At 57.5% G+C, this 26,121-nt stretch carries 20 protein-coding genes and 1 pseudogene; 6 read left to right on the top strand and 15 right to left on the bottom strand.

Translation table 11 applies throughout. The annotated features are described in order from the left end of the window. Position 1: 1 nt before the first annotated feature. The 5 genes from CUC55_RS14900 to CUC55_RS14880 all read right to left on the bottom strand — a co-directional run bounded on the left by CUC55_RS14900 (position 2) and on the right by CUC55_RS14880 (position 4,489). On the bottom strand, positions 2-766 hold the full coding sequence (locus CUC55_RS14900) for an ABC transporter ATP-binding protein (protein ID WP_103088362.1): 765 nt from the start codon (positions 764-766) through the stop codon (positions 2-4). After that, on the bottom strand, positions 766-1,602 hold the full coding sequence (locus CUC55_RS14895) for an ABC transporter ATP-binding protein (RefSeq protein WP_067646970.1): 837 nt from the start codon (positions 1,600-1,602) through the stop codon (positions 766-768). Before CUC55_RS14895 ends, CUC55_RS14900 begins: the two co-directional genes overlap by 1 nt. Before the next feature lie 3 nt (positions 1,603-1,605). Next, complete coding sequence (locus CUC55_RS14890; protein WP_103088361.1) at positions 1,606-2,490, bottom strand: ABC transporter permease; 885 nt, start codon at positions 2,488-2,490, stop codon at positions 1,606-1,608. Then, on the bottom strand, positions 2,490-3,512 hold the full coding sequence (locus CUC55_RS14885) for an ABC transporter permease (RefSeq protein WP_103088360.1): 1,023 nt from the start codon (positions 3,510-3,512) through the stop codon (positions 2,490-2,492). The genes CUC55_RS14890 and CUC55_RS14885 overlap by 1 nt, the downstream gene beginning before the upstream one ends. Positions 3,513-3,757: 245 nt before the next feature. Further along, a complete protein-coding gene (locus CUC55_RS14880) occupies positions 3,758-4,489 on the bottom strand; it encodes a FadR/GntR family transcriptional regulator (protein ID WP_067646957.1) in 732 nt (243 codons plus the stop codon). 328 nt (positions 4,490-4,817) lie between these two features. On the opposite strand from CUC55_RS14880, the gene CUC55_RS14875 reads away from it, so the two are divergent. From CUC55_RS14875 to CUC55_RS14865, 3 genes are all read left to right on the top strand, one after another. After that, on the top strand, positions 4,818-6,662 hold the full coding sequence (locus tag CUC55_RS14875) for a type I secretion system permease/ATPase (protein ID WP_103088359.1): 1,845 nt from the start codon (positions 4,818-4,820) through the stop codon (positions 6,660-6,662). After that, positions 6,649-7,959 (top strand): HlyD family type I secretion periplasmic adaptor subunit, encoded by a 1,311-nt coding sequence (locus CUC55_RS14870; protein WP_067646955.1) that lies wholly within the window; start codon positions 6,649-6,651, stop codon positions 7,957-7,959. Before CUC55_RS14875 ends, CUC55_RS14870 begins: the two co-directional genes overlap by 14 nt. Positions 7,960-8,287: 328 nt before the next feature. Beyond that, positions 8,288-10,210 carry a methyl-accepting chemotaxis protein gene (locus CUC55_RS14865; RefSeq protein WP_103088358.1) on the top strand — a complete coding sequence of 641 codons (1,923 nt, stop codon included), beginning with the start codon at positions 8,288-8,290 and terminating at the stop codon, positions 10,208-10,210. A gap of 77 nt (positions 10,211-10,287) precedes the next feature. Here CUC55_RS14865 and CUC55_RS14860 read toward each other — a convergent pair whose 3' ends face one another. From CUC55_RS14860 to CUC55_RS14830, 6 genes and pseudogenes are all read right to left on the bottom strand, one after another. Then, positions 10,288-11,388, bottom strand: a complete 1,101-nt coding sequence (locus tag CUC55_RS14860) for an RHE_PE00001 family protein (RefSeq protein ID WP_067646949.1) — start codon at positions 11,386-11,388, stop codon at positions 10,288-10,290. A 77-nt stretch (positions 11,389-11,465) separates the two neighbouring features. Continuing rightward, positions 11,466-12,785: pseudogene (locus CUC55_RS14855) on the bottom strand (sensor histidine kinase); the annotation flags it as partial. A 4-nt stretch (positions 12,786-12,789) separates the two neighbouring features. Continuing rightward, complete coding sequence (locus tag CUC55_RS14850) at positions 12,790-13,443, bottom strand: response regulator (protein WP_103088356.1); 654 nt, start codon at positions 13,441-13,443, stop codon at positions 12,790-12,792. 65 nt (positions 13,444-13,508) lie between these two features. Then, positions 13,509-15,170 (bottom strand): phosphoethanolamine transferase, encoded by a 1,662-nt coding sequence (locus tag CUC55_RS14845; RefSeq protein ID WP_067646942.1) that lies wholly within the window; start codon positions 15,168-15,170, stop codon positions 13,509-13,511. Positions 15,171-16,049: 879 nt separating this feature from the next. Further along, positions 16,050-17,066 (bottom strand): DNA topoisomerase IB, encoded by a 1,017-nt coding sequence (locus CUC55_RS14835; RefSeq protein WP_103088354.1) that lies wholly within the window; start codon positions 17,064-17,066, stop codon positions 16,050-16,052. A 114-nt stretch (positions 17,067-17,180) separates the two neighbouring features. Then, positions 17,181-18,410, bottom strand: a complete 1,230-nt coding sequence (locus CUC55_RS14830) for a PQQ-dependent sugar dehydrogenase (protein ID WP_103088353.1) — start codon at positions 18,408-18,410, stop codon at positions 17,181-17,183. Between the two features lie 191 nt (positions 18,411-18,601). Here CUC55_RS14830 and CUC55_RS14825 point away from each other — a divergent pair, with 191 nt between their 5' ends. Then, positions 18,602-18,787 (top strand): hypothetical protein, encoded by a 186-nt coding sequence (locus tag CUC55_RS14825; protein WP_067646933.1) that lies wholly within the window; start codon positions 18,602-18,604, stop codon positions 18,785-18,787. Between the two features lie 6 nt (positions 18,788-18,793). Here CUC55_RS14825 and CUC55_RS14820 read toward each other — a convergent pair whose 3' ends face one another. From CUC55_RS14820 to CUC55_RS14810, 3 genes are read right to left on the bottom strand one after another with little or no spacing between them, the layout of a single operon-like run. Next, complete coding sequence (locus CUC55_RS14820; protein WP_067646930.1) at positions 18,794-19,417, bottom strand: class I SAM-dependent methyltransferase; 624 nt, start codon at positions 19,415-19,417, stop codon at positions 18,794-18,796. Between the two features lie 7 nt (positions 19,418-19,424). Continuing rightward, positions 19,425-20,093: an RluA family pseudouridine synthase gene (locus tag CUC55_RS14815; protein WP_067646927.1), complete on the bottom strand. Its 669-nt coding sequence runs from the start codon at positions 20,091-20,093 to the stop codon at positions 19,425-19,427. Positions 20,094-20,138: 45 nt separating this feature from the next. Then, positions 20,139-20,726 (bottom strand): IMPACT family protein, encoded by a 588-nt coding sequence (locus tag CUC55_RS14810; protein WP_067646924.1) that lies wholly within the window; start codon positions 20,724-20,726, stop codon positions 20,139-20,141. 80 nt (positions 20,727-20,806) lie between these two features. Here CUC55_RS14810 and CUC55_RS14805 point away from each other — a divergent pair, with 80 nt between their 5' ends. Continuing rightward, positions 20,807-22,021 (top strand): TIGR03862 family flavoprotein, encoded by a 1,215-nt coding sequence (locus CUC55_RS14805; RefSeq protein WP_103088352.1) that lies wholly within the window; start codon positions 20,807-20,809, stop codon positions 22,019-22,021. A 141-nt stretch (positions 22,022-22,162) separates the two neighbouring features. Then, a complete protein-coding gene (locus tag CUC55_RS14800) occupies positions 22,163-25,099 on the top strand; it encodes a hybrid sensor histidine kinase/response regulator (RefSeq protein ID WP_103088351.1) in 2,937 nt (978 codons plus the stop codon). 12 nt (positions 25,100-25,111) lie between these two features. On the opposite strand, the gene CUC55_RS14795 is transcribed toward CUC55_RS14800, so the two are convergent. Then, the gene (locus CUC55_RS14795; RefSeq protein WP_067646915.1) at positions 25,112-26,056 is read right to left on the bottom strand and encodes a 2-hydroxyacid dehydrogenase; all 945 of its coding nucleotides are present in this window, start codon (positions 26,054-26,056) and stop codon (positions 25,112-25,114) included. Positions 26,057-26,121 lie beyond the last annotated feature (65 nt).

Genomic DNA, 26,121 nt, shown 5'->3' with positions numbered 1-26,121 from the left:
GTCAGGCGTTCACGCCTTCATATTCCAGCGATGCCGCGATCAATTCGCGCGCGTAAGGGTGCGTTGCGCCGTTTCTGGCGATGGCGTCACGGGGGAGAACTTCGGTAACTTCGCCGCGCAGCATCACCGCAAACCGGTCACACATGTGGTCAACGACGGCCAGATCATGCGTGACCATAATGTAGGTGAAACCGCGTTCCTCCCGCAGACGCTGGAGCAGATTGAGAATTTCAGCCTGCACCGAAACATCAAGCGCCGATGTCGGCTCATCCAGCAACAGCAAAGATGGCTCGAGGATCAAAGCGCGGGCAATGGCTACGCGCTGGCGCTGGCCGCCGGAAAGCTGATGGGGGAAACGGTCGAGAAATGAAACGGGCAGGCCGACATCGGTGATGGCCTTTTGCATCCGCTCTTCCTTGTCCGTAAGCTTATGGATGGTCAGCGGTTCGTTCAGCACGGTTCTGACGGACTGGCGCGGATGAAGCGAACCGTAGGGNTCCTGAAACACCATTTGCAACTTGCGGCAGCGCTCGATCAACGGCATGTCGCGCACGGATTTGCCATTGATCAGAACATCGCCTTTCCAGAAATCGGTCAGCAAGGAAACGCAGCGCAGCACGGTGGATTTGCCCGAACCGGACTCACCGACAAGGCCGAAACACTCGCCGGGTTTAACGGAAAACGAAACGGATGGCAGGACTTTTACCGCCGCAGGGCCATCGCCAAAGCTGATCGACAGGTCGCGAATTTCAACGGAAACTGACATCAGGCATGTTCCTCCAGCCATTCCGGGCGGCGGTCCAGTACCGCAAGCGGCGCACGGGTGCCGCCAATGCGGGGCTGAGCGGCCAGAAGGCCGCGTGTGTAAGGGTGTTGCGCGGCATCCAGATTGCCTGCCGACAGGGTCTCCACCACCTGACCCGCATACATGATGAGAACGCGGTCACAGAAATTGCGCACAAGATTGAGATCGTGGCTGATCATGATGAGGCCAATGCCGCGATCACGAACGAGGCCGTCGAGAATGTTGAGAACCTGCAAACGAACAGTAACGTCGAGCGCCGATGTCGGCTCGTCGGCAATGACGAGATCAGGGTCGGCCAGCAACATCATGGCAATCATCACCCGCTGGCCCATGCCGCCGGAGATTTCATGCGGATATTGCGCATAGACGCGCTCAGGGTCGCGGATTTTAACCGCCTCCAGCATGACGAGCGCCTTGATCTTGGCTTCCGCTTTTGTGCATTTGAAATGCCGCAGATAGGTTTCCGCCACCTGATCACCGACGCGCCTGATAGGGTTCAGTGAAAATTTCGGGTCCTGAAGGATCATCGACATGCGCCTGCCGCGAACTTTCAGCATCTCCCTTTCGGACAGGGAAAGAAGATCGAGTTCATCGAAGCGCAAGGTATCGGCGGTAATCGCGGCACCCGGCAGAAGGCGCAGCAGTGCACGTCCCACGGTGGATTTGCCCGAACCGCTTTCGCCAACGATGCCCAGCCGCTCGCGACCGAGCGTGAAAGACACGCCGCGCACTGCCTCCGTTGCAGAGCCACCATAGCGAATGCGGAGATTTTCGACGTCCAGTATCGTCCGTTCCATGGTCTATCTCCGGTTCATCTGCTTCGGATCGAGCGCATCGCGCAGACCATCACCCAGAAGATTGAAGGCAAGGCTGACGGTGAGGATCGATATGCCGGGGAAGGTGACCAGCCACCAGTTGTCCAGCATGTAGCGACGGCCGGTCGCAATCATCGCGCCCCATTCCGGCAGCGGTGGTTGTGCGCCGAGGCCGAGAAAGCCGAGGCCAGCGGCGGTCAGGATGACGGTTGCCATGTTCAGTGTCAGGCGAATGAGGACCGATGGCAGGCACATGGGCATGATCGACTTGACGATGATGCGGATGGGTGATGCGCCCTGGAGGCGGGCTGCGGCAATGTAATCGGCATTGCGGAATGTCAGCGCTTCTGCGCGGGCAAGACGGGCGATTGGTGGCCATGAGGTCAGGGCAATGGCGATGATCGCATTGTTGAGACTGGGTCCCAATGCCGCAACGAAAGCCAGCGACAGGATGAGGCTTGGGAATGACAGAAAGATATCGGTGATGCGCATCATCACCGTATCGAACTTGCCGCCGAGATAACCAGACGCGGTGCCGATGATGAGGCCGATGGGGCCGACCACGACGGAGACGAGAAAAATGATCGTCAGCGTGATGCGCGCCCCGAAGATCAAGCGGCTGAATATGTCGCGGCCGAGTTCATCGGTGCCGAACAGATGGCCGTTTCCGGGTGATTTCAGCACGTTGGTCAAGTCCTGCACGTAAGGGTCATGCGTGGCGATCAAGGGTGCGAAGACGGCAGCCAGGATCAGCACGGCAAGGACCGCCAGACCAAAAGCGGACGTCGGGCTGCGCAGGAGGAAAAGAACGATGTTCTTCATCGCATTTACGGAAGCTGGCAGCCTGATTTTTNCTGCATGGGCGGTCATCAGCGTGTCCTCGGATCGAAGAAGCGGTAGAGAATGTCGGACAGAAGATTGAGCCCGATGAAGATGACACCGACGATGAGAACGCAGGTCATGACGGCATTCATGTCGCCGGTGATAAGGTTGCTGGTCAGATACTGACCGAAACCCGGCCATGCGAACACGGTTTCGATCAGCACCGCGCCTTCGAGCAGCGAACCATAGGCAAGGGCGACGATGGTGACCAGCTGGACGCGGATATTGGCGAAGGCATGCCGCCAGATGGTCTGCTGGCTGGAGAGGCCTTTGACGCGCGCGGTCGTTACATATTCCTGACCGAGCTGGTCCAGCATGAAGCTTCGGGTCATGCGGGTGATGTAGGCGGATGAGGAATAACCAAGCAACGAGGCTGGCAGGATGAGGTGGTTCACGGCGGACCAGAAGACATCCATGTCCCCTGCCAGAAGGCTGTCGATCAGGAGAAAGCCGGTACGCTCGTCCACCAGCCCGATATAGAACTGGTCCATACGTCCGCTGCCACCGACGAGATCGAGCTTTGCGTAGAATACGATCAGCGCGATCATGCCTGTCCAGAAGATGGGCATCGAGTGCCCAAAANGGCTGACGACGCGCACGAGATGATCCGGCCAGCGATCCTTGTTGACGGCGGCAAAGACGCCCATGGGGATGCCCAGCCCCGCACCGATGAGAATTGCGAATGTCGCAAGCTCGATGGTTGCAGGCATGACGTGGAGAATGTCCTGAATGACGGGCTGGCCGGTGCGGATGGATGTGCCGAAATTGCCGGTTAAGACATCGCCGAGGTAATAGAAGAACTGCTGCCAGATCGGCTTGTCGAGACCCAGCGAGCGGAACACCTGTTCATAGGTTTCGCGCGTCGCATCTTCCCCAACCATGGCGCGGACAGGGTCGGCAGGCATCAAGCGCCCGATGAAGAAAGTCAACAAGAGGAGGCCGAGCAGCGTGATGGCGATAGTGCCGATCTGCCCCGCCACGCCAGCCAGGCGCGGGCTTCGTATGTGCATATTTCCTCCCTGCGTCAGAATGTGGAAGCCTAAGCTTCATGTCTGACAACTTTTCAAAAATCTGTCACATGTTGTCGTATCTGTCAAGCGAGTGGCGTGAAGCTGCGATACAGGTTTGCATGAGAGATGGAAATGGCAAGCTCATTTTGGGCTGCCTCTAATAGAGATCAGCGCAAATGACGCGTTTCCTGATCGCTTGCATCAGCGGCGGGAGTGAGATGGGATCGAAGGAAAATTCGGCGCTATCAGACGCTCGTGGTTTTGGAGCGCAGGAGCACTTTGTAGCGTTCCAGGCTTCCGCGCAGGTGAATGCGCATCTGCTCACGCGCTGCCTCCGCATCTCCTTCGATGATGGCGTCTACGATACGCCCATGTTCTTCTTGCAGATGAAGGTTATAGTCTTTCGGGCGCGAGCCCGGTTCGGCACCCTGTAATTCCCCGCGAGGAATGATGCCGGAGCGAATAAGCCGCAAAAACTCCGGAAAGCGCCGATTTTGTGTGGCTTCCGCTATTTTGAAATGCAAATCGAAATCCGCGTCGCGGGTGGATTTTCCTTCCGCAAGACACAAGCCGATGGTGTTGTGAGCATCGAGGATTGATTCGATCTGTGCCGCGGAGCGCCGTGAGGCCGCAAGCCCTGCGGACTCCACCTCGAACACCGTTCTCAGTTCGAGAAGCTCGATGACGGAAGATATCCGCTCTGTGGTCAAATCCTTGAAAGGTTCGTCTTTTTCATGCTGGACCTGCAGCGCGAAAACGCCTGCACCCTTGCGGGCCTCCACCAGTCCATCCGCTCTCAGGATGGCGATGGCCTCGCGCACGACGGTGCGGCTGACGGAGTATTCGCGGGTGAGGGCGCTTTCGCTGGGAAGCCTGTCGCCGGGACGGAAGACACCTCCGACCAGATCACGCCGCAGCGCGGTGCTGATCTTGGTAGCGAGTGAAGCTCCGCGCTCCGGCGTCTGTACGGCGTCCATATATGCCCCATCTGGCTGTTACTTGTCTGGCATGTTAACAACTTGCTGCTGCAATGCAAGTTTTGATCGCGTCATCTCATGTTGCAGCGCACATCGAAAGCACTTTGTCTATCCCAATTGGCACTGACGCGGTCTCAGGGTTTACAACGGCGACGGGTAAATACTACATTTATCGTGCGCTTCACAGACATGGTCCTCCCTGATTTNGCGGCAANTTTTGCCGTGGCGAAGCTATGTCTGGATGCCATCGACTCTACCAGAAGACGAGATTATCGGCGCTTCGGCGTCGGTAGCGGGAGTTCGTTGCTTGAACATGCGGAATTGAAATTTGTTTGGCGTTTTCAAACAGACATTGCTTCACGACGGAACGGCTGGTGCCGTTGTAAGCTCACGGTGGGTGATCTGCGCCATCGCCGTTATCAGCGGTGTCGTTAATTTGCTTGCATTGACCTCACCCATTTTCATGTTGCAGGTCTATGACCGTGTGCTGCCAAGCGGCAGCGTCCCGACGCTTGTCGGTCTGGCCATTCTTGCGGTTGCCATGTTTTCCGTGCAGGCAGCGCTGGAAATCATTCGCGCCCGTATTCTGTTGCGCATTGGCGAGCAGTTCGACAATCAATTGTCGCGAGGCGTTCACAGCGCCGTCGTGCGGCTGCCGTTGATATCCAGAATGCCGGGAGATGGTTTGCAGCCGTTGCGGGATTTGGACAATGTTCGCGGTTTCCTGTCCGGGCAGGGNCCGAACGCGTTTTTCGATCTTCCGTGGATGCCGCTCTATCTGGGCATATGTTTCCTTTTTCATACATGGATCGGCGTAACCGCGCTTGCCGGTGCTGTCGTGCTGATTGCGCTGACAGTGCTCGCGAACGCTCTCTCGCAAAAGCCGATCCGCGATACGATCAAGTATAACATGGCGCGAAACGGTTTGCTGGAGGGCGCCNGACGCAATGCCGAAGTCATTCAGTCCATGGGCATGGGCATGCGTCTTTCATCACGCTGGGCGGGTTCCAACCTTCAATATCTCGCTGCCAACCGTAAAGCCGGTGACGTCTCCAATATGCTGGGCGGCATTTCGAAAACGCTGCGAGTGGTGCTTCAATCGGCCATATTGGGCGTGGGTGCCTATCTCGTCATTCGTCAGGAGGCGAGTGGTGGCGTGATGATTGCCAGCTCGATCATGATGGGACGGGCATTGGCGCCCGTCGATATGGCAATCGCAAGCTGGAAACCGTTTCTGATGGCCCGCGAAAGCTGGAGGCGCTTGCAGGATCTGCTTGCAAAGCTGCCCGCTGATCTGCCTGTCACGGCACTGCCCGCACCGGTGCGGGAGCTTCGCGTCGAAGGTCTCGTCATCCTGCCGCCGGGCGAGAAAATACCAACCGTCACGGGCATCAATTTCACCGTGCCGGCGGGCAGTGCGCTCGGCATCATAGGTCAATCTGGCTCCGGCAAGTCGACGCTGTGCCGCGCGCTGGTTCACGTCTGGGCGCCNGCATCGGGAAAGGTCCGGCTGGATGGCGCAAGCTTGCAGCAATGGGACCGGGAGGCAATTGGTTTCCACATCGGTTATCTGCCGCAGGGCGTCGAGCTTTTCGACGGCACCATTGCCGAAAACATTGCTCGTTTCGAGGAGAATGCCGATCCACAGGCAATCGTCGCTGCGGCGAAATCGGCTGGCGCACATGATCTGATCCTGCGTTTCGAAACAGGATATGAAACCTGCATCGGAGAGGCCGGCTCGGCGCTGTCGGCGGGTCAGAGACAGCGCATCGGCCTTGCCCGTGCGTTGTATCGAAATCCTTTTCTGGTGGTTATGGATGAACCGAATGCGAACCTGGATGCGGAAGGTGAGGCGGCGGTGGTGAAAGCCATCGCCTCCGTTCGTGCGCGTGGCGGTATCGCCGTGGTGGTCGCGCACCGGCCAAGCGCCATTGGTGCCGCCGATCTTGTTCTGGTGATGGAAAGCGGTCGGCAAAAGGCATTTGGGCCGCGAGACGACGTTCTTTCAAAGGTACTGAAAGGTACATCCACCGCTGCGCCTGCCGCAAGGAGTTTCATGGCAACCGGCTATGGGGTCCGTCCGCTCCGCGCCGTTGCGCAGCAGGCCGCACAGCCTGAACATGTGGGCGCGGACGTTCTGGACAGAAACGAGGGTGAGGATGCCAAACGCTGAGCCTTTCAATGTCAGGCGGTCTATCCGTCGCCATCTGGCGGCGGGTCTTGTTGTGGGCGTGGTGATGGTGGGCGGTGCAGGGGCCTGGGCCTCGGTGACGTCTCTATCCGGTGCGGTGGTCGCTTCGGGGCATTTCGTTGTCGGTTCCTATGTCAAGAAAGTGCAGCACCCGACAGGCGGCGTGGTGGGTGAAATTCTGGTTCGCGAGGGCGATGCGGTCAAGGCCGGGGACATTCTCATACGCCTGGACGCCACGCAGACCCGCGCCAACCTCGCCATCGTCACCAAACGGCTGGATGAGTTGACGGCACGGCAGGCGCGGCTGGAAGCGGAGCGTGATGACCTTGCGCGGATCACATTTCCTGATGGCATGCTGGCGCGCGTGGATAATGAGGATGTAGCCGCTGCCATACACAGTGAAACGCGCCTCTTCGAGTTTCGTAAACAATCCCGCGACGGCAAGAAGGCCCAATTGATGGAACGCATTGTGCAGTTCCGCCATGAAATCGAAGGGCTGAAAGCCCAGGAGACGGCTTACGCGGATGGTATGGACGTTCTGAACCGGGAGATATCGTCGTTGAACCCTCTCAGGCAGCAGGGCGTGGTGTCCGACCAACGTCTGAACGGCTTGAAGACGCAGGTCGCGACATTCGGGGGAGAGCGTGGCGAGAAAATAGCCTATCAGGCGCAGGCCGCAGGCAAGATTTCGGAAACCAGGCTGCAAGTTCTTCAGGTCGATCAGGACCAGAAGGCAGAGATTGGCAGCCAACTGGCCGATGTTCAGGCGCAGATCGGCGAATATGTCGAGCGCAAGATATCCGCTGAAGACAGTCTGAAGCGTATCGATATCATCGCGCCGCAAGCTGGTGTCGTCCATCAACTCACCGTCCATACTGTGGGCGGCGTTGTCAGCCCTGCCGAGGCCATCATGGACATTGTGCCGGAAGGTGATGAACTGGCACTGGAGGTGCAGATTGCCCCGAAAGACATAGACCAGATAAGCCTTGGTCATGCGGCAGTGCTGCGCATGTCTGCCTTCAATCAAAGAACCACGCCGCAGTTGAACGCGCATGTAACCCGCATCGCCGCTGATCTCGTCACAAATGAGCGAACCGGGACGTCGTACTATGTCGTACGTCTTACGGTTGCTGACGCGGAACTGACAAAGCTGAAGGGGCTCAGGCTTGTTCCCGGCATGCCCGCCGAAGCGATGATAAAGACCGAAGATCGAACCGTGCTGTCTTATCTGTTCAAGCCGCTTTCTGACCAGATCACTCGTGCGTTTCGGGAGGAGTAATGTCAGCTTGGCGTCAGACGTGAAAATGATGCCATAGCGTGGGCTGTTTTTACTTACGCAAGAGCCGAAACCTAACGTAACGTAAGTAAACGTTTTGGATGTGTTAGGCTGCTTTTTCATCCTAAGTGTGTTGTTTATGTTAGGTAATTATCCTGCCGAGCCGATTGTTTTAACTCAGTTTAAATTGTTTNGGTCCAAANCATAAATCTCACCGCCGCTTCATGATGAAGTGCATTCAGTTTCTGGCAGCACGATGGTGGATGCTCACGATTTCGTGACGTCACACAATGTGCCTCGTCGGTTTCCTTGAAACACTCATTGAGGCCCTATGTCTTTTCTGCAAAATGCAAAANTCCGCACCAAGGTGCTTTCTCTTATCGTTCCCGTTGCACTCATTGGTTTAGTAGGTGTTGGCCTTGTGTCCAGCAACTACAAAAACGCCGACAACAGCTATTCGGATTTCATCTCGAACAACGCTATTGGGTCGACGGAACTGTTCCGCGCCAACACGGCACTCGTGTCGCTGGGTTACGATACCACGCTGGGACTGGTGCTGCGTGAGCAATCGGCCAACACCGCGAAAGTGGAAGAGGGTTACAAGAACGATGTGGCGACCACGATCCGGCGCCTCGAAAATGCAAAGAAGCTCTTGCCGGATATGGCCAGTGAGATCAACGCATTCATCTCGCGAACAAACACGATCTCCGCAATGACGGACCAGGTCTGGCAGGTCGCGAAGACAGGTGATTTTCGGACAGCCCGTAAAATCCTCGTTGAGGTTGGACCGCAAATTGAACAATGGCGTTCCGATATCCGCGTCATCAGCGAACGTAATCTTGCTGTTGTTATGGAAAAGTCGGATGCATTAACCGATCAGACCAACTCCACGATCCTCACGACGCTTGTCACTCTGGGCATGCTGTTTTTNGCTGCAATCGCCCTTGCGCTTTTCGTGTCTGCTCGTGGCATCACCGGTCCGATCGATCGTTTGCGCAGCCGCATGGTATCGCTTGCCAATGGTCAGACAGAAGAAAATATTGCCGGGCTCGATCGTCGCGACGAAGTTGGTCAGATGGCTGAAGCCGTTGCCGTTTTCCGCAACAACGCGCTTGAGCGTGCCCGCTTGGAACAGGAGGCCGAAGCCAATCGCAGCCTCTCCGAAANGGAGCGTATGGCCCGCGAAGAGCAGAAGGCCAAGGAAGCCGCTGACACGAGCTTTGCCGTCGATAATCTGGCCGATGCCCTGTCGCGCCTGTCGGATGGCGATGTATCGTTCCGCATCAGCCAGCCTTTTGCCGCACATCTGGACAAGGTCCGCGAGAACTTCAACGGTTCTGCCGAGAAGCTACAATCGGCCCTGAGCCGTGTTGCCGAAAACGCCCGTGGTATCGATGCCGGTGCCAACGAAATTCGCTCCGCTGCCGACGATCTGGCAAAGCGCACGGAACAGCAGGCGGCATCGGTAGAAGAAACCGCAGCAGCGCTGGAAGAAATCACCACCACGGTGAAGGATTCCACCCGCCGTGCACAGGAAGCCGGTGAGCTGGTGGCGAAAGCCCGCACCGGTGCCGAACAATCCGGTAATGTCGTCCGCAAGGCCGTGATTGCCATGGAGCAGATCGAAAAGTCGTCGTCGGAGATTTCCAACATCATCAGCGTCATCGACGAGATTGCCTTCCAGACCAACCTACTGGCGCTGAATGCCGGTGTGGAAGCGGCGCGTGCCGGTGAAGCAGGCAAGGGCTTTGCAGTGGTTGCACAGGAAGTGCGCGAACTGGCGCAGCGTTCCGCCAACGCTGCCAAGGACATCAAGGGCCTGATCACCACTTCGAATACGCAGGTCCAGCAGGGTGTGCAGCTGGTTGGCGAAACCGGCCGTGCGCTGGAAACCATCGTGACCGAAGTGCAGGAAATCAACCGTCACGTGGTGGCCATCGTCGATGCCGCGCAGGAACAGTCTTCCGGTTTGCAGCAGATCAACACGGCTGTGAACCAAATGGACCAGGACACACAGAAGAACGCGGCGATGGTGGAAGAGCAGACCGCTGCCAGCCATGGTCTGGCGCGGGAAGCGGCTTCGCTCAACCATCTGCTGGGCCAGTTCAAGCTGGGTGGTGGTTACGAAGCACCGGCTCGCCAAGCCACGCAGGCCGAGCGTCCGGTACAGTCTCCAGCCCGCGCGCTGGGCCGCAAGGTTGCCTCCGCGTTCAGCGGCAATGCCGCCGTCAAGGCCGACTGGCAGGAGTTCTGAGCTGTAGGGCTTGGATGACCTGATAGGTTTTACGCCGCCCGCGCCTGTCGCGGGCGGTTTTGCATTTGCAGGTTGGGTTAAATAACGCCCCAGGCACGAAAACGTCCGCGCCCTGTCATTTCACGCAGTTCAAGCTGGTTGGCGAGCCCGACAGCGCCTTGAGGTGTGGTGCCCAGTGTCTTCACGATCATGGAGGTGGAAACCACGGGCCGCGCCAGCACCAACTCGATCAGATCGGGCAGGCGTGAGTTGGATCTACGACCCACAAGTCTGCGCTCCATGCGGTTCTTCGCATTCAGCAGACGGTCATGTTCCTTCAGGCCAAAGCTTGCGGCTTCTTGGATACTGTCCAGAAAAGCCACCAGCCGCTCAGTCCTGCTACTGGCGTTGCGCCGTTCCCGAGGGACGGCTTTCAAACCGGTGTTGAAAGCGGTGAGGTGGGAGAGGGTCATGCCTTCCTGCCGTAACAGGGCAGAGGCAAGCTGGCGGCCAAGCCAGGGGCTTCGCTGCAACACTTCGAGCTTGGACCATGCGTCGAGCGCGATGGCTGCGCGCAACGCAGCAGGAAGCCCTGCCGTGTTTTTCACAACCGTCCGCCATTCCTCCAACCGTTCGTCCTCGTTCCAGTCCGGATCGCGGATTATGGTTTCGGTATGGGAATAGGAGGAGGGGCGCTCGTCCTTGGTTATGGCCTCAAGCGTTGCCGAGCTTCTGGCCAGAAGACGGTCGATGGCGGAAAGCTCGTCGCTCAGTGCCATATCCTCGTCGTCGTCTGAACGGGCTTCGGCTTTGGATGGTAGGGGGTCGGATTGGGCTGTCGCGATGTTTGCGGCCTCCTCGCCACGCAGACGAGAAAGACCAGCCGGGCTCAACGCCCATTTCGGCTCATTGCCCGCTATCTGACGACGTGCGCGCAGGATGCGGCTTGCGATTGCCATCTCGTGGGTCGGCGCGCGGATATCCATATGGGCATCATGGAGAACAAGGTCTTCGATATGAACGAGTTCGCCATCTATCCACAGAGAGGACGCGGCATCGATAAAATCCTGCCGTTCGAGAAAACCCTGCCCGAAAGGTGAACGGGAAATGCGCTCATCCAGCCGCGCCAGCGCGTCAGTTGCGCGCATGCATGGCAAGATCAATCTGTCCAAAGGTAGCCGATTCACATCGTAAAGCATGGGATTTGATAGAATGGACGCGATATGAAAGCAATTTCGCAATTGGCTTTCATATGATTTNATCCCGCTTTTATGCCTGGTAGCGAAACCCTGGCTTCAAACCCGTCATCTCGACCCATGGCGGGAGAAGAGAGGGTGAGTGAGCCGTTCATTTGCTTGACGAGGTGCTTGACGATAGCAAGCCCGAGGCCGGACCCGGTGGCCTGCGTCGTGCCTCTGGTGAAGCGTGTCGTCAGCTTTGGCAACAGTGCCGGATCGATGACAGGGCTGTCGTTGATGACACGAAGAGAATTGTCATCTCCAACGTGAACATCGACCGTCGTGCCTGCGGGGCTGTGGATCAGCGCGTTCTCTACCAGATTGCGCACGACGATCCCGAAAGCATCGCCGTTGATCATGCCACGAAGCTTGCCGCCTGACGGCACATGCAGCTCGATGCGGTCATCACCCTTATCCGAACGGCCGATATCTTCCAGAACAAGGCCGACGATGGGGAGGAGATCGGTTTCGACATCCGAGGTGCCGATGCCCGCTTCGGCACGCGACATTTGCAGAAGTTTTTCGGCAAGCTGGGCCAGATGTGACAGAGAGCGCTCGATCTGGGCGACACGCGGTGCGAATTCGCGAGGGATGTCCGCCTGCAAGCGCTGCGCCTGCGCCAGTGCGCCAGCAATGGGCGTTCGAAGTTCATGGGCGCTGTTCGATGCAAAGGCGCGTTCGGACTCCAGCGCTGCCCGCAGGCGTTCCAGCAGCAGATTGACCGACCTGGCTATGGGGTTCAGCTCTTTGGGTAGGCGCGTATCGTCCACCGGCACCATGTTGCCGCTGTCTTTTCTGCCGATTTCATCGCGCAATGTCTGGACCGGGGCCAGTGTGCGCCGGACGACGAGGATGACCGCCACGATGCTGGCGGGAATGAGCAGCAGCAAAGGTAGGATCAGCGCCGTTCCGGCCTCCACGATCGCTTCGCGGCGATTGGCGAAGGCATCCGCCATCTGTAGATAAAGAGTACCGTCTTCGGTTGCGACGGTGTAGATGCGCTGCGTGGCGGTATCGGCAAAGCCGGGTGTCAACGGCACGTCGAAGGGCTCATAGGCCCCATCGCGGGAGCGAAGAAGGACTTCGCCTTCACTGTCGCGCAATTGGTAGGTCAGGTACTCCTTGCCATCTGCGGGCTGAACCAGATGGCGTTCGTCCTCGGGGCTGCGTTCCTTCAGATCGTCGGCGATCAGCGGCAACAGCCGTTCGGCGGTTTCCTGCACGCCGCTGTCGAAAATTTCGGCAAATTCGTCCTGCATCACCATGACGCCGAGGGCGGAGGCGATAAGCCATGACAGAGCGACGACGCTTGTCAGTGCGATCACCATTCGGCGTGTCATGCTTTCGCTTCGCTTCATGTCTCTACCTGATCGTGTAACCAAGGCCACGCACTGTCTCCACCCTGTCAGAGCCGATCTTCTTGCGCAATCTGCTGACATAGACCTCGACGGTGTTGCTTTCTATTTCGGCACCGAATTCATAGAGCGTTTCGTGCAACTGCGCCTTGGAAACGACCGCACCGGGACGCTCGACCAGTTTTNCCAGCACCGCCCATTCTCTCGCGCTGAGTGTGAGTGCGATGCCGTTGACGACGATGTTGCGTGCAACCTGATTGATCTCGATACCGGGCAATTTGACCACAGGTTCCGAACGACCGTCATAACGGCGCGAAACAGCCAGCATGCGCGCGGTCAATTCTCCGAGGTTGAAGGGTTTGACGAGGTAATCGTCTGCGCCCGCATTCAGCCCCTCGATGCGATCCGACACCTGATCGTGGGCGGTCAGGATGATGACCGGCGTCGGATCGTTGCGCTGGCGCAAGCCTCTGAGAATGGAAAGGCCCTCACCATCGGGCAATCGCAGATCAAGCAGGATCAGGCCGTAATCGACGGTTTGGGTTGCGGCGTTCGAGTCCGCGACTGTCTTGAACCAGTCCACGGCATGCCCTGCGGCTGCCACATGGTCGCGAAGCGCTTCACCCAGAACATGATCGTCTTCGACAAGTAGAACGCGCAAGCATACCTCACTTCCAGCCATATGCGGGAGGGCTAAAGAGTGGGTATGCTTCGCATTTTGTCACGTCAAGCTGTGGGTCTGCGTTTGCATGCGCTGAATACATCGAGAGAGGGATCATAGACCGAGGTCGAGACATTCATCATGCTCAATATGCTGTGGAAGAAGTCGTCGTGGGAGCGCCCGCCCGCCTTCGCCTCATTCGCAAGGCAAGCGGCGTCCAGCCCCATGGACTTGGCGAAATCAGGATCGAACCAGACCAGGAACGGAACATGTGTCTGCTCGGCAGGTGCCAGAATATAGGGCGCACCGTGGAGATAGATGCCGTTCTCGCCCAGCGATTCGCCATGGTCCGATGCGTAGATCATTCCCGTCGCCAGCTTGTCCGAGCGGGCCTTCAGCTTGTCGATGATGCTGGCGAGGAAGTGGTCGGTGTAGAGGATGGTGTTGTCATAGGCATTGACGATTTCGATATCCTTGCAATCCGGCAGCTCTGCGGTCTGGCAATCGGGTGTGAATTTTCTGAATTCGTCGGTATAGCGCAGATGGTAGGTGGGGCCGTGGCTACCCAACTGGTGTAGGACGATGACGCTGTCTTTCGTCACATTGTCGAGCCAGCTATCCAGCCGGTCGAGGAAGATGTCGTCGCGGCATTCGCCGTTCGAGCAGAATTTGGGGTCCTGTGCTGCGGTCAGGTCGAAATAGGGAACGCGGTCTGCGACATTCTTGCTGCCGGTATTGTTGTCCCACCAGCGTGCATCGACGCCTGCGTGGACGAGCACGTCGAGGAGGTTTTCATTCGAGAGTGCTTTGCTGTGGCTATATTGCGAACGAGTGAATTTGGAGAACATGCAAGGGATGGAGATTGCCGTTGCCGTGCCGCAGCTGACCGTGCTTGGGAAATAGACGACATCACGCTTTTCCAGCTGAGGATTGGTGTCGCGGCCATATCCGTTGAGCGAGAAGTTGGCGGCGCGCCCGGTTTCGCCAGCAACGATGACGGTTATGCGGGGTTTGGTGATGCCGCCGAGAGCGGGCATGACTTTCGCGTCCTGACCGGTGGGTGAGACGGTGAGTTGGGCTTCCTGATCGGCCTGCGAGATGTAGCGAACCGCCGAGGAAATCGGCGTAAAGGGATTGAGACTTTTGGCGATGTCCTTGTGCTGGCGAACGGCGGTCGTAAACGTCTTGGAGTTGGCAGCGGCAATTGCGCAGACAATGGCAAGGCAGCCGATGATGCTGGCTACGTTCCACAGGAATTTGCTGAAGAACGGTCTATGATCGATTTTCACGATCGCCAGCAGGGCGATGGGAATGCCGGCAAACAGCACGAGGTGCAGGGCAAAACCCGGCGTCATCAGGTTGCTCGCTTCCGCCTGAGTCGTTTCGAACGCGTTGCGCACCATGTCGCTGTCGATGACCGCACCGAAGCGGTCCATGAACCATGATGACACCGCAGCGATGATGATCAGCACCGCGAAGATCGGTTTCGTGATGTATTTGACCGAAAACAGGATGAGAACCGCAGAAAATGCGGCGCCCATCCCAATGTAAAGGCCAAAAATCGCAACGGGATAGGCCGATAAATAGGTGTGAATCTTGGCCCAGAATGTGTGATTGGTGAAAAACAGAAGGTAGAGAGCCGTTGCGATGCTGAGTGTAACGCTGCCCACGGCTGGTCGTGCGATAGCGCCACGCCCGCTTCTCATTGTTGGAGATGATAGCGCCATATGTCTCGTTTTCCCGCTGCTTGTCCTGCGGGGGATGTGTCATCTAGCTGACATGAAACTGAACGGGGTCTGGCAAGGCTACCAGGAAGGCATATGCCGGTAAAATGGGCATGTTAACGAATGTTAAAATCTACCCTTTAGAAGGTGCGGTTTTCGTTTGTTTCCAGATATGTACATTCAAACTGACGTGATCTCTCAGGGATGGTTCTGCCACATCTGAAATTTTCGCAAANTATGATTTTTTNCGATTTTTCGCCGCTGTGAATGGAATTCAGATGGCTCTCTTGGATTTTCCAAAAACGCTGCTTTTGGTACAACTTCTCTTCCCGATCGCCGCCTTTGCGAGCGAGGACGTCCCGCGAAAAGATCAGATTGCCCTGATGGACGAGTTCAAAAAANTCGACATGGTGGGTGTTGCTCGAAAAACCAAAGATGTTGACGCCCGCCCCGCATCTCCTGGTGAAATCGTCATCACCTACATCCGGGGGCAAGGGGTCGAAACGCGCTCCAAGCCCGCCGAAGACGGTGATTGGGTGGTGCGCAATCGCTGCGAAGAGACGGGCAACGAAGAAATCCTCGTCAAAAAGCGGAATTTTTCGGACCGATATGGCGAGCCGCTTTCGCAAGCCGACGCAGCCGGTTACCGCGCTTTCAAGCCGAAGGGCTCCGAGATGAACTATTTCATCGTGACGGACGAGATTGGTCCGTTCAACTTTCGTGCGCCTTGGGATGAGACGATGGTTGCCCTGCCGGGAGATGCTATCGTGCAAGTGCAAACGGATGAGAGCGACACCTACCGTGTTGCAGCGGCTGCTTTCCAATGTACATATGAGATCGTCAACCCGGCAAAGTTCATTATCGATGCGGCTTTGCGCTAAGTCACGGCAAAAATTCCAGTAGTCTCCGCTCGTCGGCTCTTAATCCCGCAATGGATTTGAGTTCGCTGCCCATGATTTNCTCCAGCCGTTTGACGGCTTTGTCTTCCGTTGCAAGGTCCAAGACCGCTGGATGGACATAACTTTTCCGGCATATTGCGGGTGTGTTGGACAGCTCTTCAGCGGCTGCCATGCACATGCCCTTTATCGTTGGTCGCTCCTCGCTTCCTAGAGCACGGGAGGCGTGCCCGAAGGCAGCAAGAGTGCCGCCCCATGTGCGGAACGTCTTTGCGGATATGCCTTCGCCCGCACTTTGCGAGATGTACGCATTGAGTGCGCTGGAATCGATGGGGTGAACGACACCATTTTCGTCCTGCCAGACAAAGAGCTGCCTACCCGGCAGGTCGGCGATGTTTTCCAGAATGCGTTGCAAACGTGGATGTTTGAGTTTGCGGTTTACGCGCTGCCCGCCCTTGGCTGTAAAACGCAGTTCTATCGTCTCGCCGAAAGAAACATGTTTTTNCAGCAAGGTCGTTGCACCATAAGTGCCATTTGTTTCGAGGTAGGTCTTGTTGCCAACCCGAAGATAGGCTGCGTCCAGCAACAGGACGAGGGCGGCGAGCGTTACGTCTGCGCCGTGCACCTGTCTCGACAGGTCGGTCGTTGCGCGGCGGCGAATGGCGGGCAATGCCTCCCCGAATGTCTTCAGCTGGTAAAATTTGTTTTCGCCCCGCAAGGCGTGCCAATCCGGGTGATAGCGATATTGCTTGCGCCCACGCGCGTCGTAACCCGTCGCCTGCAAATGGCCGGATGGGTCGATGCAGATCCAGACCCGTTCATAGGCGGGCGGTACACCAAGGGATTTGAGACGACTGATCTCCAGCTTGTCGGACAGAAGCATGCCATCGGGAAGCCTGTAAGCGAAACCCTTGCCGCGTTTCTCTCGGGAAATACCCGGTTCCTGATCACTGACATATGTCAATCCGACTTTNCTCAGGATGCGAACTGGAAGCTGATTCATGGATTTTTGTGCTCCTCACCATTGTGAGGCTTAATGCGCCTAACCCTGCGTCTGTTCCCAGCCGGATGAGGCAAGATGAGAGCGGCTTAGACCGCTCCCATCAGATGCAGGAGATCAGGCGCCGGGCGCCAGTTTGAGAATTTGTGACTTTCCGCCCCCGCGCTCTTCGGTCACGGCATAGACCGCGCCATCACTGCCGATCTTGACGTCACGAATGCGCGCCTCAAGCGGCAAGCGCCCTTCCGACACGACCTTGTCGTTCTCCACCTTCAGCACGACGAGGCCCTGGCTGACGAGGCNGCCGATGATGAGAGAGCCTTTCCATTCCGGGATGGCATCTGAATCGTAATAGGCCATGCCCGATGGACCGATGACGGGGTCCCAATAATAGACCGGCTGTTCCATGCCGTCTTTTGTGGTCATACCGTCGCCGACCGCACCACCGCTATATTCGATGCCATAGGTGATGACAGGCCAGCCGTAATTGAGACCGGCCTTCGGCAGGTTCAGTTCATCGCCACCCTTTGGGCCATGCTCGACCGTCCAGAGCCGTCCCTGACCATCGATAGTCGATGACTGGACGTTGCGGTGGCCGTAGCTCCAGATTTCGGGAAGAGCGTTTTGCTGGCTAGCGAAAGGATTGCCTTCAAATGCTTTGCCGTCCTTGTCGATGCGGAAAACCTTGCCAAGTCCGCTGGACAGATCCTGCGCCTGAACCCGCGGTTCCTTGTCGGACCGCTCGCCGACTGTGACGTAGAGTTCGTTGTTGGGTCCGAATGCGAGGCGCGAACCGAAATGTTTATCGCCGTCATAGGTCGGCATCTGACGGAATATCACCTTGGTATCTTCGAGAACCGCGTTGCCGTCACTCTCCATGAGCTTGGCGGATGCGACCGAAGTTCCGTTACCGCCATCTCGTGGTTCGGAGAAAGAGAAATAGATCATTTTGGAGGTGTCGAAATCGGGGGCAAGCGCGATGTCGAGAAGTCCGCCCTGTCCGGAGGACGCAACGTCGGGGACGCCTTCCAGAGCCGGACCTGCCTTGCCATCGGCGACGATATGCATCGCACCTTCCTTGGCGGCGACGAGCATGCGGCCATCAGGCAGAATTTCCATGGACCAGAGATGCGGCAGATCGTCTGCAACCACCATCTTCTGTAGCGACGGCATTTTCTCCGGCTGGACCGCACGCGTCTGACCTTCAAACGCCGGTTTCTGGTCCGGTGCATTCGCCTGTTTTGTTTCGGCTGGGCCTGTCGACTGCGCGGTGGCCATGGGGGCAAGCGGCGCGAGGAGGCACATCGAAAGAACGGTCGTCGTCAGCAGGTGGTGAGTGCGTGGCATAAGTCTCCCTTCCATAAAGTATTTGCAGGCGGGAAACATGTGGGAACGTTTTTCGTTTCACCTAGCGGTTTCAACAAAACTTGATTCCGCCGTGTAAATCTCGGTCCTCTTATATTTCGTGGGCGAAAATTAGTCGGGAACGTTCCGTCGCTTTCCGAGTTTTGTGATGTCGCAAATCGTAGGAGGGTGCCATGCAAATCATCGACAACAAGGAAATCGAAACGACGGAGATAAAGCCGATCCTCAGCGTCGTCGAATTTTGCCGTCGTTACAGGCTGGACGATGCCGAGGAGTCCCGTCTGCGCAAGCTGTTTGGAGATTTTGCCTCTCGTCATGAGCTGCTGATGAACGCCCAGCGCAAGGCTACGTTCCGCTGATCATATTCAAGTCGGTTTGTCACCCAATACCATGAAGACATCGTAACGCGTACTTTTACCGAGAAGCTGATGAGAGGGTTTGCGGATGCCGGGCATTGGTTCGGCACGCAATGGCCACTTCAGCACTACACGCTTCGTCGCGTATGCCAGGGCCACCGTCATCAGCTCAACCTGATCCGGGTCGGCCCCAACCAACTCCCTCAGAACACGCATCTCCTTCTTCACCAGCGCCGTATTGTGGCGTGGAGGGTGCATCGGGTCGATGATGACGACCTCTGGCGACAGCGTTGGAATGAGTGTGCGGGAATCGCCATGAAGAAGCGTCATTCTGGATGTGATCTCCCGGTAGATGCCGCCCTCCGCATCGGCCCGCGCAATCGCGCCAGCCAGCAACGCATGCATTCCCGGCGATCTTTCGATCAGCGTCACCTCGGCACCGAGAGAGGCGAGCAAAAACGCATCGCGCCCCAATCCGGCAGTCGCATCGACAATTCTGGGTGTTTTTCCGTTTTTCAAACCGGCTGCCTTTGCGAGCGCTTGGCCGCGCCCTTCGCCAGAGCGTAACCGGTGGCCCACGGCACCGCCGACAAAATCAACGATAAAACCTTCGTTGCGATCTTTTTCCGTCATCTTCGTCTCAAAAAGGGCAGGGAACGGTTACTGTCATATCGCGACCATCGGGGTGGCGAAAGCGCAGGTCTTGCGCATGCAGCAGCAGGCGGTCGGACGCGACGAGCGCGTCACCTTGCGCGTAAAACGCATCACCGAGAATAGGATGGCCTATGGCTTTCATATGAACGCGCAGCTGGTGCGTTCGCCCTGTCAGGGGATGCAGACGAAGACGTGTGGCGGGCAACGGTAGCCGCTCGATGACGTGCCAGTCCGTTTGCGCCGACTTGCCACCTTGGTGGTCCACGCGGTGGCGCGGCTTGTTGTCGGGATCGATCGTAAGCGGCAGATCGACGTGGCCGCTTTCGCCGTTGACGTCGCCCCAGACCACGGCGATATAGGTTTTTTCGGTCGTCCGGTTTTCGAACTGAGAGGCGATGACTGCATGTGCCTTGCGGTTTAGCGACATCAGCACGAGGCCGGATGTGTCCTTATCCAGCCTGTTGATCATCAACGCCTTCGGAAACTGCTTTTGTACGCGCGTCGCCAGGCTATCGGACAAGGCCGGGTCACGGCCTGGAACGGACAACAACCCGCTGGGCTTGTCGAGAACGAGGAGGTCGTCGTCCCGATAGACGATGGAAACATAAGGTTCCATCGGCGGATTATAGACCGGGTTTTCAAGCTCTGATGTCATGCTGCCTCATAGCATGAATCTGGATGATGGCGAGGAGATTGCTCATCATTCTGGAAGAGGAACGGTGACGCGACCGCTGGTCAGGTCCATGACCATTTTCGCGACTGTTTCAGCAGATGAGATCGGCACTGATAACGTCAAACGGGCACCATCCGCGGTGAACGCCTCGCTTTCGATTGTCAGGTCCGGCACGGCCATCAGCCTCGATTTGACCAATGCCAGGTCAGAAAAACCGCAGTCGATTTCCGTCGAGAAGGTCGGAATGACCGGCGTTTTCTCACCCTGTCTCAGGCAGGTGGCGGCTGTTCCGCCATAGGCACGCATCAGGCCGCCGCTGCCTAAAAGTATGCCGCCGAACCAGCGTGTAACCACCACTGCCACGCAATCCAGCGATTGTCCGTCGATGGCTTGAAGGATGGGCTTGCCTGCCGTACCCGAAGGCTCGCCATCATCGCTGAAACGATAGACCTGACCGACGCGCCAAGCCCAGCAATTGTGGTTGGCGGTTGCGTCGGATTGCTGTTCGATGAAGCGCTTTGCCGCCTCCTCATCCGCGATGGGACAGGCAAAGGCAATGAAGCGGCTTTTCTTGATGTCTTGCGAAAATGTTTCGGGACGATTGAGCGTGAACATGTTCCGTCAATAGCGCATGTACCGGCGCGGGCAAATCGGTATAAGGCGGATGTAATCAAACCGCGTTGGAAATTTGTGTGATGCACGGCAAGACAGTGGCGATCATTGGTGGCGGACCGGCGGGGCTGATGGCGGCAGACGTGCTGTCTGCGGCCGGGTTGACTGTTACCGTCTATGAGGCGATGCCGACGGTTGCGCGCAAATTTCTCATGGCTGGCAAATCGGGTCTCAACATCACCCACGCGGAAGACTACGACGGGTTCGTCACGCGGTTTGGCCACGCGCAGTCAAAGCTTCAATCGGCGCTGGATGATTTCACGCCTGCCATGCTTCGCGACTGGGCGCTGTCTCTTGGGCAGGAGACGTTTACCGGAACCTCCGGTCGGGTTTTTCCCGTTGCCATGAAGGCTTCGCCGCTTTTACGTGCCTGGCTGTCCCGATTGAATGCGCAAGGGGTGGAGATAAAGACGCGCCATCGCTGGGCAGGTTTTGATGGGAATGCGCTTGTCTTCCAGGCGCCCTCCGGTGACGTGACCGTTGAGCAAGGCACCGTCCTTCTGGCGCTCGGGGGTGCCAGCTGGCCAAAGCTGGGCTCGGACGCGGCCTGGGTGCCGTGGCTTCGGCAAAAAGGCATCGCCATCAATGATTTTCAACCCGCCAATTGCGGTTTCGACTTGGAGTGGAGTGATCATTTTCGAGGCCGCTTTGCAGGTGCGCCGGTAAAGTCGGTTGTCACGACGTCTCAAGCCGGACGTTTCGAGGGTGAATTCGTGGTGACCCGGCATGGCATCGAAGGCAGTCTGGTTTATGCGCATTCAGCGGCTTTGCGGGATGCCTTCCAGCGGACCGACAGACCAACTCTGATGGTTGATCTCGCGCCCGGACGGATGCAACAACGTCTGACGCATGATCTCGAACGGCACCCCCGAANGGATAGTCTTTCAAACAGATTGCGAAAGGCGGCTGGTCTTTCGCCGGTCAAGGTCGCGCTGCTGAGAGAGCGCAGACCTGAGCTCTCTGCCATGTCCGCGTTTGACATCGCAGCGCTGATCAAGGCTTTGCCCATTGCCGTTACATCTGCACGTCCCATCGCCGAGGCAATATCGAGTGCTGGGGGAATCGACTGGCGAGAGATCGACCAGCGCTATATGCTCAAATCCATGCCCGGAATATTCGCGGCAGGCGAGATGCTGGACTGGGAAGCGCCAACCGGTGGTTACCTGTTAACCGCTTGTTTTGCGACGGGAAAAGCCGCTGCCAAGGGTATTATCGATATGCTTGGACATACTCGATAATTATATAGTGGGTTGGCTATTGCTTCCTTCCAAAAAAANCGCTTGATAAGTTTCTTCGAATAAAGTGGTAAGGTCGGCCAGTCTGTTTNCGTGGCTGATTTNGTGGTGGATGAGAGCCTTTGCTTTCGCTGGTGATGTTTNATGACTGATATATCTGCATTTGGCCAATGGCCGATCGGCGGCGGTGAGGCTGGCGCCCTCGTGCGTGCTTTCGACTGGTCCAAAACATCACTTGGTCCAATCTCCTCTTGGCCAGCCAATCTTCGCCACAAGGTGAATTCGGTCGTCAATTCGCCCATTCCGCAGGTTTTGATGTGGGGCAAAGACCACGTCATGATCTACAATGACGGTTACATCGAGATTGCCGGGAACTATCACCCCAGAGCGCTTGGTGGCACTGTTCCAACGATATGGCCCGAGATATGGGACTGGAACAAGACTGTTCTAGCCGCTGGCTTTGGCGGCGCGGTACAGTCCTACCGCGACCAGACAATGGTTCTGAAGCGCAACGGGCAGCCTGAGGAGGTCGTGTTCGATCTGTTCTATACCCCCATTCACAATGATGGTGGAACGGTCGATGCGGTGTTGTGCACCGTGCTTGAGAATACCGAGAAGGTCAAAGCCGTTTCCGACCTTGCTGCCAGCCGTGAAGAGCTGAGCCGCCTGACGGATGCCTTGCCTATTCTCGTGGGCTTTATCGACCTTGACCATGTCTACCGGTTTGCCAATCGGGGTTATCTCGAATGGTTCAATCGTCGCCCCGAGGATGTGCTGGGACGCAGGGCAGTCGATGTGGTTGGCGAGACCTTCTATCAGGCCCGGTTGCCTTACATCGAGCGGGCTATGGCTGGCGAGACAGTCATCCACGATGCCGCAATCCTGTGTCCCGATGGCAGGACCCGCGCAGCGGAAATCCGACACGTTCCCCGGCACACGGCAAAGGGGGATGTTGACGGTTGTTACGTCCTGATCATCGATATCGACGCACGCAAACGCGTCGAGCTTGAGCTGACGGTCAGCAACAACCGTTTTCGTGCAGCCGTCAATGCGGTTCACGGCGTGTTGTGGACGAATAGCCCTGATGGCAGAATGCTGGGTGTGCAGGGCGGCTGGGCCGGATTGACGGGCCAGACCGTCGAGCAATATCAGGACTATGGCTGGGCGGATGCAGTCCACCCGGAAGATCGCGACGGCTCGATCAAGAGCTGGAACGAAGCGGTTGCGGCCAAGTCCACCTATGTCTGGGAACACCGCGTTCTGCGTCACGACGGCGTCTACCGCACCTTTGCTGTTCGTGGCGTTCCCATCTTGAATGCCAGCGGTGACATCATCGAATGGGTAGGTGTGCACACCGACATCACCGACCAGCGTGCAGCCGAATCCGCACTTCAGGAACATTCCGCCAATCTGGAGCGTGAAATTCGACATCGTCGGCGTGCCGAAGACCAGCTTCGTCAACTGAACGAAGGGCTAGAAGCGCGTGTTACATCGGAAATTGCCGAGCGTCGTCAGGCTGAAAGAGCCTTGCAGCAGGCGCAGAAGATGGAATCCATTGGCCAACTGACCGGTGGTGTGGCGCACGATTTCAACAATCTTTNGCAGGTTGTGGCGGGCAATCTCCAACTGCTGGCGAAGGATGTCGTCGGCAATGAACGCGCTGAGCGACGGGTTGGCAACGCACTGGCGGGCGTCAGCCGTGGTGCAAAGCTTGCCAGCCAATTGCTTGCCTTCGGTCGTCGTCAGGCGCTCGAGCCGCGCGTGATCAATGTCGGCCGTTTCGTCGCCGGAATGGATGATCTGTTGCGTCGCTCCATCGGAGAAGCCATCGAAGTCGAAGTTATCACGGCAGGCGGTTTGTGGAACACATTTGCCGATCCGGCGCAGGTGGAAAACGCGCTGCTGAACCTTGCGATCAACGCTCGAGATGCGATGGCAGGTTCCGGAAAGCTGACTATCGAAGTCGGCAACGCCTCGCTCGATCAGGATTATGCGCGTACCCATGCCGAGGTCGAAGCCGGGCAATATGTCATGCTGGCGGTGACCGACACGGGTTCGGGCATGGCGCCTGAGATTGTCGACAAGGTGTTCGAGCCATTTTTCTCCACCAAACCGGAAGGCAAGGGCACAGGCCTTGGCCTTTCCATGGTCTATGGTTTCGTCAAGCAGTCCGGCGGCCACGTCAAGATTTACAGTGAGATCGATCAGGGAACGACGGTCAAGGTTTATCTTCCCCGTTCGCTTTCCAACGAAGACCGTGAAATCGTGGTGCAGAGCGGACCCATCGTCGGCGGCAGCGAGACGGTTCTCGTTGTGGAGGACGATGATGAGGTAAGAGGCATCGTCGTTGAAACGCTGACGGATCTCGGCTACCGGGTTCTGACAGCGCGGGATGCACAGGCAGGCCTGACGGTCGCAGAAAGCGGCGTTCCCATTGATGTCATCTTTACCGATGTCGTCATGCCCGGGCCAATGAAGAGCAGTGAAATGGCGCGGCGCGCCAAGGAGCGGCTGCCCAACCTCGCCATCCTCTTCACCTCCGGTTACACGGAAAATTCCATCGTTCACGGAGGCAAGCTTGACGCAGGCGTCGAGTTGCTGTCGAAGCCCTATACGCGCGAGGCTCTTGCCAGACGTTTGCGCCATGTCATCGCCAACCAGAAACAAAGAGTCGAGTCGAACAAGGACCGCGCGTCCAATCAGGACGCTATTGCAAGACTTCGCAGCAAGGCCGCGATGCGTATTCTGCTGGTGGAAGACGATGAGCTGATCCGCATGAATACATCCGATATTCTTCTCGAAAGTGGCCACGACGTCGTTGAGGCGGCAAACGCGACGCAGGCGCTTGACCTCATCGAAAGAGAAGAGGTCGATGTGCTGGTAACCGATGTCGGCTTGCCGGATATGAGCGGTGCTGATCTTGCCGTGCTAGTCAAGGAGCGCAAGCCTTTGGTGGGCGTGGTGTTTGCGACAGGCGACAACTTCCTGCCGAACAATGCACCGGCGGGCGCGGTTTTGCTGTGCAAGCCCTACAATGAAATCGATGTCCGTTCGGCGATCGTCCAGGCCATGAGCGAGTAAGGTCGGCGTGGCTCAGTAACCGCGGGCCATGTCCACGGTTGCTGGCAGGCTGCCTGTCTTCCGCCATGCGCTGATGTTCTCCGCAACGATCGCGGCGGATGTCTGCCGATTGGTGGGCGCGGAGATATGCGGCAGTACAGTCACGCGCTGGTGGCTCCAGAAAGGTGATCGCGCATCCAGCGGTTCCTGCTCGAATACATCGAGGACGGCGTGCGACAGATGCCCGGCATCCAGCGCTGCCAGCAGATCCTCCGATACGATGACTGCGCCGCGTGCGAAATTGATGATCGCGGCGTTGGCTTTCATGGTGCCGAGACGAACCTTGTTAAGCAGCCCTTTCGTATCGGCTGTCAGTGGAACGAGGCAGACGAGAATATCGCTTTTCGCCAGTAATGTCTGAAGACCGCTGTCGCCGGACAGCGTGTCGATACCCTCCAGCGTCTTGGGTGAACGGCTCCAGCCGGTGGTGTTGAAACCCGCTTCACGCAATCTTGCAGCGGCGGCTGCTCCCAAGGCGCCGAGCCCGAGAAGGCCAACCGCAACATCCCTCGGATGGCGATATTCCAGTTCCTTCCACAGCGCCTTTTGCTGGTTGTCGCGATAGGCTGGCATGTCGCGGTGGAGATAATAGGTCCACGCCAGCACGGCCTCGGCCATCACGCGTGTCAGTTCCGGGTCGGTCAGACGCACGATGGGTGGCGCTGTCGTGCCGAGTTCAGCCACGAGGCGTTCCACGCCCGCCCACAGGCTGTGTATCCATTTCAAACCGGTCAGCTTGGCAATATCGGCTGGATCAGGATTGGCGACGATAGCGATTTCCGCTTGCGCCTTCTCGTCATCACTCATCGTTTTGACCGACAGAATTGTCTCGCCTGGCAGGGCTGACGACAGCATCTCGATCCACTCCGCTTCGTTGGCGTCGGTGGTGCGGGAAACGAAGGCGATGGGAGATGGCATGAAGGAAGTGTCCTACGCTGATATTCGTGATGTCATATCAATGCGGAAAACTTCTGTCGGAAGCC

Source organism: Agrobacterium bohemicum (assembly GCF_002896715.1).
Classification (GTDB): domain Bacteria; phylum Pseudomonadota; class Alphaproteobacteria; order Rhizobiales; family Rhizobiaceae; genus Agrobacterium; species Agrobacterium bohemicum.
Note: the sequence above shows the minus strand (reverse complement) of the source record. Positions and strands in the feature narration are given on the sequence as shown.

What these genes read in the sequence shown, in the direction of transcription:
- CUC55_RS14880 (WP_067646957.1), bottom strand. Translation starts at nt 4,489, where the DNA reads ATGGACGCCGTACAGACGCCGGAGCGCGGAGCTTCACTCGCTACCAAG.
- CUC55_RS14845 (WP_067646942.1), bottom strand. Translation starts at nt 15,170, where the DNA reads ATGGCGCTATCATCTCCAACAATGAGAAGCGGGCGTGGCGCTATCGCA.
- CUC55_RS14815 (WP_067646927.1), bottom strand. Translation starts at nt 20,093, where the DNA reads ATGACATCAGAGCTTGAAAACCCGGTCTATAATCCGCCGATGGAACCT.
- CUC55_RS14870 (WP_067646955.1), top strand. Translation starts at nt 6,649, where the DNA reads ATGCCAAACGCTGAGCCTTTCAATGTCAGGCGGTCTATCCGTCGCCAT.
- CUC55_RS14825 (WP_067646933.1), top strand. Translation starts at nt 18,602, where the DNA reads ATGCAAATCATCGACAACAAGGAAATCGAAACGACGGAGATAAAGCCG.
- CUC55_RS14810 (WP_067646924.1), bottom strand. Translation starts at nt 20,726, where the DNA reads ATGTTCACGCTCAATCGTCCCGAAACATTTTCGCAAGACATCAAGAAA.
- CUC55_RS14895 (WP_067646970.1), bottom strand. Translation starts at nt 1,602, where the DNA reads ATGGAACGGACGATACTGGACGTCGAAAATCTCCGCATTCGCTATGGT.
- CUC55_RS14795 (WP_067646915.1), bottom strand. Translation starts at nt 26,056, where the DNA reads ATGCCATCTCCCATCGCCTTCGTTTCCCGCACCACCGACGCCAACGAA.
- CUC55_RS14820 (WP_067646930.1), bottom strand. Translation starts at nt 19,417, where the DNA reads ATGACGGAAAAAGATCGCAACGAAGGTTTTATCGTTGATTTTGTCGGC.
- CUC55_RS14860 (WP_067646949.1), bottom strand. Translation starts at nt 11,388, where the DNA reads ATGCTTTACGATGTGAATCGGCTACCTTTGGACAGATTGATCTTGCCA.